Genomic DNA, 13846 nt, shown 5'->3' on the forward strand with positions numbered 1-13846 from the left:
ATATTACCCATAATTTGGATTGCAATAAGAATATAGACTCAAACGGGACGATTTAATAATGTTTTTCAGGTTCTTCCTTATATTCTCTCTTTATTTCAACTGTATACTTAATATTCCATATCGTGGATTTATGTGAAATTATCTCTTGCTTTGATCTTGAGGGATATGATAAGATTCAGACAAAATTTAAAGGCAATGAAACCGCCAAGGGTTCAACCTCTGAAAATCATGAGGTAGAACCCTTTTTTGCGTTTACTTGCCGCGAAGGGATGGAAATTGAATATGATTCAACCAGAAGCCGTTTATCATCGTATGGGGCAAAATTGGTCATATGCCTACAATGAGTCTACACTGCATATTCGCATTAGAACCAAACGTGATAATGTGTCCCGGATTGATCTTTTCTGCGGAGATAAATACGGGTGGGATAAAACCCATGAGATCATTCCCATGCAGCACCTTGCTTCTGATAGCTTATTCGATTATTGGCAGGCTGCGGTCCGTCCTATTTATCGCAGACTCACTTATTACTTTGGACTTTATGATGGAGATGAGGTCCTTTATTATTTGGAAAAAGGCTTCTTCTCAGAACCTCCAGTAATCATATATGAAGGCCTATTCGACTTTCCTTTTTTAAATCGTGAAGATGTACACTCCCCTCCAGCATGGGTGAAGGATGCAGTATTTTATCAAATATTCCCGGAGCGTTTCGCAAATGGTGACCCTACCAATGATCCGGCAGATGTGCTGGAATGGGGTGGCACGCCGAGTCCGCAAAATTTCTTCGGAGGCGACTTGCAAGGTGTGTTAGATCATTTAGATTATCTCTGTGAACTGGGCATCACTGCTATATATTTCAATCCTATATTTGAGGCAACTACCAATCATAAATACGACACAAAAGATTATTTCTTGGTGGACCCTCACCTGGGAACCAACGCATTGCTAAAAGAACTTGTAGACGCCTGTCATGCCAAAGGCATTCGCGTCATTCTAGACGGTGTCTTTAATCATTGCGGCCATACCTTCCCTCCATTTGCTGATCTGCTCGCCAATGGGCAATCTTCGCGTTACGCTGACTGGTTTCATGTACGGGAGTGGCCACCACAGGTTGTCGACAAAGTTCCCACCTATGACACGTTTGCTTTTGAGCCTATCATGCCAAAACTCAATACTGAGAATCCTGAGGTCAATGAATATCTTCTGAATGTTGGTCGTTATTGGATTGAGGAAATTGGTATAGATGGCTGGCGGCTTGATGTCGCGAATGAAGTCTCTCATACATTCTGGCGACAATTCCGTAATGTGATCAAAAGCATTAATCCAGAAGCCTATCTTGTAGGAGAAATTATGCATGATTCCTTGCCGTGGCTTCTTGGTGATCAATTTGACGCTGTAATGAATTACCCGCTAACCAATATTCAGATTAATTTCTTCGCTCACGGACAAATCAATGCTGCACAATTCTCTCTATCGATTGCTACTATGCTAGCGAATTACCCTCAGCACATTACAGAGGCTACCTTCAATCTATTAGACAGTCATGATACAACTCGTTTCCTGACCCTTTGCGGCGGTGATGTCCGAAGATTAAAGCTGGCTGTTTTGTTCCAGATGACCTTTCAAGGAGCACCATGCATTTACTATGGCGATGAAATCGGTATGGAAGGTAGCTATGACCCAGATAACCGAAAATGTATGGAGTGGGACCCCCAGAAACAGAATAATGAACTATTCAAATTCTACCGCTGGACGATTGAACTTCGTAAATCACATACAGCATTCCGGAATAGCGGCTTTAAATCGCTGGACATCCCGGATCACCCAAGGCTGCTTGTATATGAGCGTTGGGACGAACATGGCCATTTCTTAATCGTGCTCAACAATGAAGACTTGATAGTCGACACCAAGATTCCCTGCCCTGTGGCGCACTCTATATGGGTAAACCTAGAGACGCAGAAACGCACAGAAACTATCACCTCATGTCTCTATTTGAATCTGCCTGAATTCGGCTACGCAGTGCTCCAAGCGGTTCATCATTAGTCCATAATAAGCGACTCTCGCAATCTACGCCTTGCTTATCCATTGTTTCAGCCTATACTCCAAAGTTTATATACGAAGTAAGATAACTTATAAGGAGTGATTGGTGATGAGTAACGTAGAACATAAAGTAGAGCATGAAGTAGAAAACGGAAGCAACTTTTTCAAGGGCATCTTTATTGGTAGTTTAATAGGCGCTGCAGCAGCTCTATTATTTGCACCAAAACCCGGTCGTGAAATGCGCAGTGACCTGTCTGACAAACTTACACTTGCTACTGACAAAACAAAAGAAGTTGCCGGTGTAGTAACTGACAAAACCAAAGCCATTGCCACAACAGTAGGTGAAAAGGCAACCGACCTGGCTAGTACAGTTTCAGTTAAAGCCACGGATATCTACACTACGGTCAGTGACAGCAAACAGCAAATTGCCGCCACCCTTCAAGAAGCAGGCAGCAAAATTGGTGACACTGTAAGTGAAGCCTCAAATAATGTAGCCTCTGATGTTAAAGATGCTTCTAAAGAAGTGGCTGACGAAGCCAAAGCATCCTCTAAAGAAATTGCTGATGAGGCTAAAGATGCGAAAGAGGATGTTAAATCTTCTTATAAATCCAGTTATTAAACTGCGGCCATTACACAGCTATATCAAACAACAGCCAGCTGTCCGCAGCTGGCTGTTGTTTAGTTATACCTTTAATAACGTTTCAGCGGTTCAACTAATACTTAATGAATGCCCATTTGGGCCACAGAAAGCAGGGATGCTGCATGGGAGAATCAAATAGCCAAACAAAAGCATATGAAATTGATGAACATCCTTTTGAGCTACGACATGAAGTAAAACGCCTAAACCATCGCCTCGATAAGATTGCTGAATCACTGGAAAAATCAGAATTCAAAGATATTCTCGATAATTACTCCGATCCCAAAAAAAGAATCATCACAAACTTGATGGCCGGCATCTCCCGAGGTCTCGGACTGTCGCTCGGAACATTCGTTGTCCTTGGTGTACTGGGCTATATTCTTAGCCTGTTTCTTGATGTTCCTGTGATCGGTGAGTACCTTGGCGAGATCAAAAAATACATCGATGCAAATAGCTAACAGATGGGTTATCTATCGCCCATCTATCACCTCACCCTCTTACCCCGCTTGACCGTCTATCCTTTAGGGTTAGACGGTCAAGCGGGGTAAGAGCTTTGCAAAAACATAAAACACAAATAAAGGACATGCTATTCTCCAGGTACGGAGAGAGGCATGTCCTTATCGTCGAAAAGTGGCGTTCAAATCAAAGTAATGTTTATTACACATAAAGGAGCTCAATAGGATGAGTTAGCCATAATCTGCTTTAACTTCTCAGTGGCCCGCTTCTGTATCCGTGAAACGCTCATCTGTGAAACCCCCAGCTTCTGAGCGATTGCCCGCTGGGATTGACCATCTTGGAAGGCTAGTAGCAACACTTGCTGCTCTTGCTCCTTCAATTGCCCTAGTGCTTGCTGAAGATCCATTCGTTTCTCTACAGTCTCGTAATCGTTCGCATCAGAGCTGATAAGCTCTCCTAGCGTAGCTCCGGTCTCCTCTTGGGAAAGCGGTGAATCAAGAGATACGTAATGGTAACATTCTCTACCCGCCAGTACTTCTACAGTTTCTTCAACAGACAGATCAAGATAATGAGCAATCTCATCGACTGCAGGTGAACGTTCGAGCTTAACTGTTAGTTCATCAATCGCGTGTTGAACAAGCGCTCCCTTTTCTTTAATCCGTCTAGGAACCTGTATGTACCAAGATTTATCACGAAGATAATTCTTCATATGTCCAATCATGCTTTTCATCGCATAGGGCTCAAAAGGGATTCCGAGACTGATATCATATTGCTGCAGTAACCGGATGAGCGCCATTTGCCCGACCTGATATAAATCCTCATACAGATCGGGGCGATTACGGGAAATTTTCCCAGCAGCCATTTTTACCATTGGCTCATATTTCTGTATCAGCAACGTCGCCTGATCGTTATCCTTGGACTGCTGATACTCCCAAATTTGGGTGACTGCTTCATTCATGGACTCGGGGGGAGTCACTTTGTCACTCATACTTTCTCCTCGCTAAAATTAAGGTGCTTCTTCAAAGTTACCACCGTCCCTTTTCCGGCTTCACTTACGACGCTTACGTCGTCCATCAACGCTTGCATCAAGTAGAACCCTAACCCACCAACTTGAACGTCACTTAATTCCTTATCATGCAGTGTCATTCGCTCACTGGACGAATCCAAACCGTCAAAGCTCTCCCCTTCATCTTTGACTGTAATGGATAAGGCACTTGATCCTACCTCAAAGATTACATCTACCATTCCGTCTTTTTGGCCGTAAGCGTACAATACGGAGTTGTTACACGCTTCGGATACAGCCACTTTCATGTCTTCGATATCCTCATAGGTGAAACCCATTTTCGAGGCAATACCGTATAAATTCAACCTAACAATATCCACATACTCTGCGCTAGCAGGCAGCTGAAGAATTACTTTTTGCACATCATCACTCATTCTTTGTTCTATCCTTTCCTAGTGGGAATTCTCTTGGGAGGCAAAAAACTTGGAAATACCAGTCATGTCAAACAGCTTCTGAATTTGTGGAGGAACATCCTCAACCATAAACTTAACGTCCATTCCTTGTCTTGACTTCAAGATCGAAAGTAGAATACCAATCCCTGTGCTATCGATGTATTTTAATTCCTTAAGATTAATAACTAAATCTAGTTTGGTATCTCCTACAAGCGGCTCCATCACCAGACGGAAATCGGAAGCAACTGATAAATCAAGTTCACCACTCAGGAAAACGGTGCATACATTCCCTTTAGTTTCTGTCTTCGCATGGAACTTGTTACTTTTATGCGTATTCATTAGACGATCTCTCCTGAACAAATATTTTCTATATTAATAACCTTAATGATATACCTTTGAATCAAATAACGTTAAAAAAACCAATTGGTAAATACTAGATTACGCCTGAAAAATAGATATATCAGGTTCAACTATTACATTGTCATTGCTAGAATATCGAGAAATCATTTGTTTTATACTACTCATCTTCAGCGGTTTGCTGATGTAATCATCCATTCCTGAGGCCTTACAGCGATTCTGAATTCCCTCCATGACGTTCGCCGTCATTGCAATAATAACGGTCTTCTTGGCAGCAGGACCACCCTCTCGCCGAATTTGAGCGGTCGCCTCCAAGCCATCCATCACTGGCATTTGAAGATCCATAAAGATAAAATCATAAGGATGCTTAATCGCCATTTCCACAGCCTGTTGTCCATCTTCAGCCATATCCGCCGCATAGCCCAGCTTATCCAGCATACTGACCATTAGACGCTGATTAATCGGATGGTCATCTACAACAAGGATTCTGCTTCTCCCCTCTTGATTGGGAACAGGTTGCATGGATTCCTCTTCTTGATAACCGCCTATCAAATCCTCTCCTGGCATAGAAGCCTGAATCGTAAAGATAAAGGTAGCTCCCTTTTCCTCCATCGATTCTACCCGGATTTCTCCGCCCATCATTCCGACAAGAGATTTACATATAGCTAGTCCCAGACCTGTTCCCCCATATTTCCGTGTCATAGAAGAATCAAGCTGCGAAAAGGGTTCAAATAATCGGTCACATTTTTCCGGAGAAATCCCAATCCCTGTATCCATGATCGTGAATTCAACTTCCATCTTATGATCAGCAATGCTCTTAATCGAGGCGACTAGATACACCCCACCTTGATTTGTGAATTTAACGGCATTAGCGATCAAATTAATTAAAACTTGGCGTAAGCGAGCCATATCTCCATATAAAAGTCTAGGCAATTTCTGATCAATAAAATACGCGAGTTCCAGGTTCTTCTTTCCCGCTTCAATCGAAAAGAGGCTGAACACCTCTTGAATACAATTTCGGAGTTCAAACAAATGCTCTTCGACTTCCATTTTTCCGGATTCCATTTTAGTAAAATCAAGAATATCGTTAATAACTGTAATCAATGTGTCGGCACTTTTCCGAATAATCTCCGAGTATTCCTTTTGCTCTGGCGTAAGATCCGTCTCCATTAATAGATCAATCATGCCAACTACGCCGTTCATAGGTGTACGAATCTCATGACTCATCATAGCTAGAAATTCCGACTTTGCTTTGGAGGCAATCTCCGCCTCTTCTTTTGCCTTGATAAGCTCACTATTAATGATTTCCAGTTCTTTCGTCTTTTGCTGCAGCAGCATGGTTTGAGTCTGATGCTTCTTGCTCGTGATGTACATTTCGACAAAGCCTTGTATCTTAGAGTTCAAGATTTGTGGAATGAAAGGCTTGACCATATAATCAATAGCCCCTGCCGAATAGCCCGCGAATAAATGCTCCGCTTCTTTGCTATTGGCAGAGATAAAAATAATCGGAATTTCTTTCGTTTTCTCTCTGGCCTTGATCAATTTTGCAGTTTCAATTCCATCCATACCCGGCATCTGTACATCTAGTACAATGACAGCAAAATCATACCTTAACAAACAGCGCAACGCTTCTTCACCGGAGGTAGCTTTAATTAGCTCGTAATGCTGGCTCTCAAGCACCGCCTCCAGCGCCAGCAAATTTTCAGGACGGTCGTCTACTAGTAGTATATGAATTGGTTCTTGAAACCCCATAGGACCACCCTCCTACATGCGTTATTTTATGTTACGGTATATTTTCTCCACTCTGTCTAAAGATTCATAGCAATCGCTATATTTCGTAAAGTGAATGGACTCTTTGGAGCCCAAAACTAGGATTCCAAAGCGACTCAGACTTTCATGAAACAAGCCGTGCACATGATCACGAAGCTCATCATTGAAATAGATCATTACATTTCGGCAGAAAATAACATTAAACTCATTAAAAGAAGTGTCAGTAGCTAAGTTATGCTCAGCAAAAATAATATTTTTGCGTAAATAAGGTTGTAAAATAACGGAGTTATACTTCGCAGTATAGTATTCGGAGAATGCCCGAGTACCTCCTGCCTCCAAATAATTCTTTGTGTATTGCTTCATTCTGCTAATATCATAGACGCCTTCCTTAGCCTGCTGTAAAGAACGCTCATTCATATCTGTGGCGTAAATCCGAGCCTTATCATAAAGCCCCTCTTCATGTAGCAGGATGGCCATAGAATAAACTTCTTCCCCCGTGGAGCATCCAGCATGCCAGATACGAATATAGGGATAAGTTCTTAACAAAGGGACTACCTTCTGGCGAAAAGTTAGAAATAATCCCGGATCCCTGAACATTTCAGTAACAGGAATAGAGAGACTGTAGACAAATCGTTCAAAACAAGCGCGATCATGCAGCACTTTCTCTTGCAGCGCGGATATACTGAGGACATTCTCCGCATGAACATGATGCCAGATACGTCGTTTCAATGAAGGTAACGCATAATTCCGGAAATCATAGCCATATAAACGGTGTACCCCATCAAGAAGCAGCTCAATCTCAATTTGCTCCAGTTCTTCACTTCCCGCCAGAACGGGCTGCTCCTCATATCCGTGTTCTATTGCTTTCATTGTTATCCCGACTCCCTTATCAACACGCCGTACTTTTGAAGAATGGCTTTTTGTTAGTTCTTTTAAAGTATTACCCCAATATTGAGGTTACGAATACAGCCAAACTCGCATTAAAGATAGAAGTTGACCTGTAGCGATTGGCTTCTTCATATAGTCAGAGGCTCCAGCTTCAATACATTTGGCACGATCCTCTTTCATCGCTTTGGCGGTAAGTGCAATAATTGGCAGCTTCTGATACTGCGGCATCTCGCGGATCCGGCGCATAGCCTCATATCCGTCCATCTCCGGCATCATCATATCCATAAGCACAAGATCGAAATCTTCTTGCTCTACCAGCATTTCCAGCGCTTCGCGTCCATTCTCGGCAAACTTCACTTCCATATGATACTCTTCGAGTACGCTGGAGAGCGCAAAGACATTACGAATATCGTCATCAACGAGCAGGATCTTCTTTCCTTCAAACAATTCTTCTTTATTATGAAGCTTCTGCAGAATCTTACGTTTATCTTCCGGAAGATTGGCTTCTACCCGGTGTAAGAACAATGTAGTCTCATCCAATAACCGTTCTGGCGAACGTACATCCTTGATAATGATTGATTCCGCATACTTGCGTAGCTGTGTCTCTTCTTTACCATCCAAATCCTTACCTGTATAAATAATAATAGGAAGATCATTTAATTCCTCATCATCACGAATCTGATCCAGCAGATCGAAACCTGTCATATCCTCAAGCATCAGATCCAGAACCATACAATCATATCTCTGCTTCCGTAGCTCACTCAGTGCCTCCCCGCCAGTTGAAACTGCGGTTATGGCCACATCGTCGTGACCGATCAATTCCATGATAGAACGACGTTGAATTTCATCATCCTCAACAATCAGCAAGTACTTCAACGTACTGGAGGTATAGTTCTCGATTTGCGAGAACGCCCGCTCTAGAGCCTCTCTAGAAGATGGTTTTCTTAAATAAGCCATAGCCCCCATCATAAGCCCCTGCTTCACTTCATCATTCACAGAGATGACATGGACAGGAATGTGGCGGGTCTGTGATGCACTTTTTAACTCTCTAAGGATGGTCCAACCGTCCATAACGGGCAGCTGAATATCTAGAATAATCGCATCCGGCAGATAAGTCTTCGCCATCTGCAATCCGGTATCGCCTTGGAGGGCTACCAGTCCTTTGAATTTGCGGCCATGAGCCATATCCAGCAATATTTTAGCAAAGCTCTCATCGTCTTCAATAATAAGCAGAACCTTATCATTTGCAGTCAAATGATCCCGGTCATCATCGATCATCAATTGTGGGATCGGTGCATGGACCGGCGTGGGTACAAGGGTTGGAAGCCTATCTCCGAAATATTCCTCAAAGGGTGCATCCTCTACAGAAGCAGCAGCTTCTATCACTGCAGGTTGCCTACTATAATTTCCTTTAACCGGCAAATACATAGTAAAGGTACTACCTTGGCCCTCACGGGATTCCAGCACAATGGCTCCGCCCATTAAACGTGCTAACTCACGGCTGATGGACAAGCCTAAGCCTGTCCCCCCAAACTTACGACTGGTTGTTCCATCCACCTGTTGGAAGGCTTCAAACACGATATCGGTTTTGTCCGCCGGAATACCAATTCCGCTATCCTTCACAGCAATAGCAATATAGTCAGCTTCTCCTGGCAGATCTAGCGGAATAAGATTATCATCTGCTTGGCTAACAGAGAACTCAATAAATCCTTCCATAGTAAACTTAAAAGCATTAGAAAGCAGATTTCTTAGCACCTGCTTCAACCGATGACCATCGGCAATAACGCTATCTGGCAGCGGCTCGTTAAAGGTAATCCGTAAGGAAAGACCTTTTTTAAGTGCTTGCGGAGCAAAATTCTGCTTCACAAAGCTCTTCAGCTCAGTCAATTTAATTTCTTCTTGGTTTAGTTCCATTTTGCCTGCATCAACCTTGGACAAGTCCAAAATCTCGTCAATCATCTTCAGCAAGTCCGCACCTGACATATAGATCGTATGCGCAAATTCAACCTGCTTCTCTGACAAGTTGCCATCCTTATTCTCCGTAAGTAGCTGGGATAGGATCAAGAGACTGTTGAGCGGAGTTCGCAATTCATGGGACATGTTCGCCAAGAACTCAGATTTATATTTACTAGTAACGGATAATTGCTTAGCCTGTTTCTCTAATTGAATTTTTGCATGCTCAATCTCATCTTTCTTCTCTTCTACCTCTTGTACCTGTTCCTCTAAAGCACGGGTCTTGGCAATAAGTTCTGTATTATAATGCTCCAGTTCTTCCTGCTGACGCTGAAGCAGTTCTTCCGAGCGTTTAAGCGCATCTGTCTGCTCCTCCAAATTCTCATTGGAACGGCGCAATTCCTCTTGCTGAGTCTGTAATTCCTCGGATTGACACTGTAGCTCTTCCGTAAGTGCTTGGGAATCACGTAACAATTTCTCCACGATCAAACGGCGGCTAATATTATTAAAAATAATACTTAAATTATTTGCGAGCTGTTGCAGCAAATCATTTTCCAAGCTGCTAAAAGGCTGGAATGAAGCAAATTCTACTACGCCAAGCAGTTCGTCTTCAAATATAAGCGGATGGATAGAAATATATCCAGGCTGTGCATCCACGAATCCGGACTTAACAGATGAATAGTCTTCCGGGGCCTTCTCCAGTCTGATCGGGTGCATATCGAGCGCACTTTGACCTACGAGCCCTTCTCCAATCACAAAACCGTCCTTAGGTTTCTTATCATTGTCTACTGCATAATATCCACTGCTTCGTAAAAAATCAGGACGATTGGCATCTTTTAAATATACAGCTCCGAACTGTGCTCCCAGCACAGGGGTAAACTCATTGATGAAGGTCTGTGAGACCTGGTCTAAGGAGCTAACACCTCGCAATAGTTCCGTCACCCGAGCAACATTCGCATTCAGCCAGGATTGGTCATTCTGCGCTTGCGCATAGGCCTGTTCCATTTGCTGCTTCTGTTCAAGATCTAAAGCCATCTTTTTAAAGACAAGAGCAACCTCACCAATTTCATCTTTAGTAGTAACCTTTATACGCCGTATGGCCCTCACCTTACCGTTGCCAAAGCTGGTAATCATCATCGAAACGACATTAAGCCCCCGAGTGATGCTTGGGATGATCCATAGAACTACTCCAAGTCCGAGAAGTAATCCCATAATCATCATTAGAACTACCATCTGAGTCGAACTTTTATAAGCTTCGTTGGCCTTCGTACTCTCTTCATTCATAATAAAAGCATTATAATCAGAGAGACTGTTCAGAGCGTTTAACACGGCATTCTGAATCGCTTGTCCCTCTGTGTTGGAATACGTGCTAGCATTCTGAAAATAACCAGCCGATAGCAGTTTCAATACCTTTTCCTGATAATTTAAATAAGTAGTGTACGCACCATCTATTTGACTGACCATTTGCATTTCTTCAGCGCTAGTCATCGACGCTTTTATTTTCTCGTAGTGCTCATTCGCTTTAGTAATCTTTTTACCAATCTCATTCTTTTGAGATTCTACCGATGATGCATCGGCACTTAACATGGTCGTGGTCAATATTCGTGCCATATCATTGACTTCTCCACGCATCCCCGAAGAAGACCGCCCCTTCATATATCTATCCTGATATCCTTCCAGTTGGTTATTCATATAATTTAAGCGGTCGTATCCTATCATCGTAAGTGCAAGCATAATCGCTAACATGGCACTGAAGCCAATTAAGAGTTTAGCCTTTATCTTCATCCTCTATCTGTTCCCTTCTTCAGTGAGATCCACACAATACACTTATCATCATCACGCTCTTTAGGAACCTCAACATTGAAAAAAGCAGCTCGAATAGCTTCTTCATTCCACTCATGTTCAACATTTAAATGTTGAATCATAAACTTCAACTGCTCTTCTTGTTCGCCCTCAACCAGTTCCAATAGACCATCTGTATAAAGAACTAGATGCCCTTCATCTTCATAGGTTAAGCTCTGTGGCTGAATATCAATCCGTTCAAACAGACCTACCGGGTGGCAGTTACTTTCCAGCATGACTGGAGTCTTAGCCACACCTTCGAAAAACAGTGCAGGTGGATGCCCGGCGTTGACGTAGTCAATACGTTTCATACGGGTATCTATCACGAGATAAATAGTCGTAAAGTAGTATTGAATCAACTTTTTTTCAATATACAGCTGATTAAACCTTCGATTGAGCTCCTGAATAACCTTTTCCGGTTCTACATACGTAGTTACCGTGTCCTTTAAAACAGATGCAAGAAACATACAAAAAAGTGATGACGATATTCCGTGTCCCATAATGTCCAGCAGGATCACGCCATATCGGCCATCACCAAGGGGGTACCATGCGTATAAATCACCGGCAAGCTCAGAGGATGGCTGATAGATGGCATTGACCTCAAAATTCTCTTCCTGAAGCGGTAAGCTCAACACAGCATTCTGAACAAGTGCGGCCAGTCTCAATTCTTCCTGAATACGCTGATCCCGTTCCTTATGCCAATCTTTCTCTCGCTTCAACCGGAGCGCAAGCCGAATTCGGGCCATGAGCTCCACTTTGTTAATCGGTTTCGTAACATAATCTACTGCACCTGCATCCAGTGCCTCAGCCAGCTTCTTGGAATCACCAACTGCTGTAACCATTATTATTGGAATATCCTTAAGATGTTCGTATTGCTGTACAACACGACATGCCTCGATTCCATCCATTTCCGGCATCATCATATCCAGTAAAATCAGATCGATATCTGACATCCGAGGACGCCCATCTTCACTAACAGTACCGATTCCCAGCCGTGTAAGCATCTCTTTTGCAGAGGATGCAGTTACGAAATTTCGGTAATCTTCTTTTTTCAGGATTTCACGGATAATGATAACATTAGTCGGATTGTCATCTACGATTAAGATTCTCATCATCTTCACCTCACACAAATTGTATTACGACCGTAAAATTCTGCGACTCATTACCTATATCATACGCTATTTAAAACCGTTATATCTATTTTTATAATATGTAAATATAGTAATAGGTTCATTTACGTGTTCAGCAAAGTAACCTCCCGAACCACTACACCTAGTGGTTCGGGAGGTTACTCTATGGTAAAGACAGCCCCTGATTATTAACCAAAATGATCAAAAGTGAAACACATTAAGAAGAAATACTATCAAATAAATCAATACCTTCGAATTCACCTGCCAAATTTCGATATATTTTGAGCGCATTATTTCCTCTCATATATACGTCACCATCTTCAGCTATAAAATACGGTTTCCCCAAGGTTGATTGCACATTATCCTTCACGGGATCAATTCCTACCCCATCTACCTGCAGACCGAACTGCTGCGCTTGAGAAGGTGAGACATGCACATATAATACAAAGCCCTCGCCAACACCGACTGTCACATCTGCGTAGTGGTACTCCACTGTCCCTTGCAATGGATCATTTGTTACCGTAAGGGGATTCCCCTTGCTCAGAAGCAGTTCTTCCTTTGTGGCATATAAAGAGACTCCTTGCAGTGAATCAAACCGATTTATAGAAGGGCTGGATTCTGCAATATGCTCAAAGGCCAGAACAGACTTAGGCTGTTCAATAAATGTTGAGATAGGTGTCAACTGTGGAGACGCATCAAAGTATGGGGAAAGAAGACTAAACAAAAGAATGATAATGTTCATGTTGTTATCCCACCTTTCTTATCTGCAGCCGCCATTTACAGAAGACTTGCTGCCTTAAGTTTAATGACGGAATTTTTTCCAAAGAGTTGCAGCTACATCTACACCTTTTAACACAGTAGCTATTTTCCCCGGTGCTTTCTCGGCATTAACAGCATCATAGGAGTTAACCGTACGTTCCTCGGCTGCAGTCAGTGGAACTTCTTTTACGGATACTCCCTTACGCTTCTCCCTCAGTTCATGCGATTTACGATATCTCTCAATCACAGTTACTGAGACTTGCTTAACGGTTAAGGTTAACTCATTCATAACTTCTCCCAAATTCTTCACAGAATCTATGACAGGATCAATCTTCTGAATTTTATTCTGTACATCAGCGGTAATTTCATTTGCATGTCTGACTGTAGTCTTCACTTCATAAGTCAGTTCATCCATCGTCTTCTGCACTTCCACCAAGGTCTGGCTTACTTTGTCGAGAGATTGCTTCGCTGACTGCAAAGTCTTAATTAGAAAGAAAACAAGTATTGCAAATGCGATAGCAACGAGAGCTACACTAAGTTCAATAATCATATTCATAAC

12 protein-coding genes are annotated in these 13846 nt (G+C 42.6%); 3 read left to right on the forward strand and 9 right to left on the reverse strand.

Annotated elements, in window-relative coordinates; all coding sequences use genetic code 11:
- The first annotated feature begins 282 nt into the window (after nt 1–282).
- From NSU15_RS26520 to NSU15_RS26530, 3 genes are all read left to right on the forward strand, one after another.
- Nucleotides 283–2043, forward strand: coding sequence for a glycoside hydrolase family 13 protein (locus NSU15_RS26520; RefSeq protein ID WP_339288148.1), 1761 nt, complete (start codon nt 283–285; stop codon nt 2041–2043).
- A 106-nt stretch (nt 2044–2149) separates the two neighbouring features.
- On the forward strand, nt 2150–2659 hold the full coding sequence (locus tag NSU15_RS26525; protein ID WP_076120272.1) for a YtxH domain-containing protein: 510 nt from the start codon (nt 2150–2152) through the stop codon (nt 2657–2659).
- 143 nt (nt 2660–2802) lie between these two features.
- Entirely contained in the window at nt 2803–3135 is a 333-nt protein-coding gene (locus tag NSU15_RS26530; RefSeq protein ID WP_076120273.1) for a DUF5665 domain-containing protein, read from the forward strand.
- 215 nt (nt 3136–3350) lie between these two features.
- Here NSU15_RS26530 and NSU15_RS26535 read toward each other — a convergent pair whose 3' ends face one another.
- The 9 genes from NSU15_RS26535 to NSU15_RS26575 form a co-directional block, all read right to left on the reverse strand.
- Nucleotides 3351–4121: a sigma-70 family RNA polymerase sigma factor gene (locus tag NSU15_RS26535; protein ID WP_076120274.1), complete on the reverse strand. Its 771-nt coding sequence runs from the start codon at nt 4119–4121 to the stop codon at nt 3351–3353.
- Nucleotides 4118–4570, reverse strand: a complete 453-nt coding sequence (gene rsbW / locus NSU15_RS26540) for an anti-sigma B factor RsbW (protein ID WP_339288149.1) — start codon at nt 4568–4570, stop codon at nt 4118–4120. Before rsbW ends, NSU15_RS26535 begins: the two co-directional genes overlap by 4 nt.
- Before the next feature lie 18 nt (nt 4571–4588).
- Entirely contained in the window at nt 4589–4927 is a 339-nt protein-coding gene (locus NSU15_RS26545) for an STAS domain-containing protein (protein WP_042131044.1), read from the reverse strand.
- 99 nt (nt 4928–5026) lie between these two features.
- Complete coding sequence (locus NSU15_RS26550; RefSeq protein ID WP_339288150.1) at nt 5027–6697, reverse strand: response regulator; 1671 nt, start codon at nt 6695–6697, stop codon at nt 5027–5029.
- Between the two features lie 21 nt (nt 6698–6718).
- Nucleotides 6719–7585, reverse strand: a complete 867-nt coding sequence (locus tag NSU15_RS26555) for a protein-glutamate O-methyltransferase CheR (RefSeq protein WP_042131046.1) — start codon at nt 7583–7585, stop codon at nt 6719–6721.
- Nucleotides 7586–7672: 87 nt separating this feature from the next.
- Entirely contained in the window at nt 7673–11341 is a 3669-nt protein-coding gene (locus NSU15_RS26560) for a response regulator (protein WP_042131047.1), read from the reverse strand.
- Nucleotides 11338–12510: a fused response regulator/phosphatase gene (locus NSU15_RS26565; protein ID WP_042131048.1), complete on the reverse strand. Its 1173-nt coding sequence runs from the start codon at nt 12508–12510 to the stop codon at nt 11338–11340. Before NSU15_RS26565 ends, NSU15_RS26560 begins: the two co-directional genes overlap by 4 nt.
- A gap of 235 nt (nt 12511–12745) precedes the next feature.
- A complete protein-coding gene (locus NSU15_RS26570) occupies nt 12746–13270 on the reverse strand; it encodes a hypothetical protein (protein WP_076120277.1) in 525 nt (174 codons plus the stop codon).
- Nucleotides 13271–13330: 60 nt separating this feature from the next.
- The gene (locus NSU15_RS26575) at nt 13331–13843 is read right to left on the reverse strand and encodes a DUF948 domain-containing protein (RefSeq protein ID WP_339288151.1); all 513 of its coding nucleotides are present in this window, start codon (nt 13841–13843) and stop codon (nt 13331–13333) included.
- Nucleotides 13844–13846: the final 3 nt, after the last annotated feature.

This window comes from Paenibacillus sp. FSL E2-0201 (genome assembly GCF_037963325.1).
In the GTDB taxonomy this organism is placed as follows: Bacteria; Bacillota; Bacilli; order Paenibacillales; family Paenibacillaceae; genus Paenibacillus_AQ.

Bases quoted from the DNA above. Each gene is read 5' to 3' on its own strand.
- NSU15_RS26520 (WP_339288148.1), top strand. From the start codon at position 283: ATGATTCAACCAGAAGCCGTTTATCATCGTATGGGGCAAAATTGGTCA.
- NSU15_RS26525 (WP_076120272.1), top strand. From the start codon at position 2,150: ATGAGTAACGTAGAACATAAAGTAGAGCATGAAGTAGAAAACGGAAGC.
- NSU15_RS26530 (WP_076120273.1), top strand. From the start codon at position 2,803: ATGGGAGAATCAAATAGCCAAACAAAAGCATATGAAATTGATGAACAT.
- NSU15_RS26535 (WP_076120274.1), bottom strand. From the start codon at position 4,121: ATGAGTGACAAAGTGACTCCCCCCGAGTCCATGAATGAAGCAGTCACC.
- rsbW (WP_339288149.1), bottom strand. From the start codon at position 4,570: ATGAGTGATGATGTGCAAAAAGTAATTCTTCAGCTGCCTGCTAGCGCA.
- NSU15_RS26545 (WP_042131044.1), bottom strand. From the start codon at position 4,927: ATGAATACGCATAAAAGTAACAAGTTCCATGCGAAGACAGAAACTAAA.
- NSU15_RS26550 (WP_339288150.1), bottom strand. From the start codon at position 6,697: ATGGGGTTTCAAGAACCAATTCATATACTACTAGTAGACGACCGTCCT.
- NSU15_RS26555 (WP_042131046.1), bottom strand. From the start codon at position 7,585: ATGAAAGCAATAGAACACGGATATGAGGAGCAGCCCGTTCTGGCGGGA.
- NSU15_RS26560 (WP_042131047.1), bottom strand. From the start codon at position 11,341: ATGAAGATAAAGGCTAAACTCTTAATTGGCTTCAGTGCCATGTTAGCG.
- NSU15_RS26565 (WP_042131048.1), bottom strand. From the start codon at position 12,510: ATGAGAATCTTAATCGTAGATGACAATCCGACTAATGTTATCATTATC.
- NSU15_RS26570 (WP_076120277.1), bottom strand. From the start codon at position 13,270: ATGAACATTATCATTCTTTTGTTTAGTCTTCTTTCCCCATACTTTGAT.
- NSU15_RS26575 (WP_339288151.1), bottom strand. From the start codon at position 13,843: ATGAATATGATTATTGAACTTAGTGTAGCTCTCGTTGCTATCGCATTT.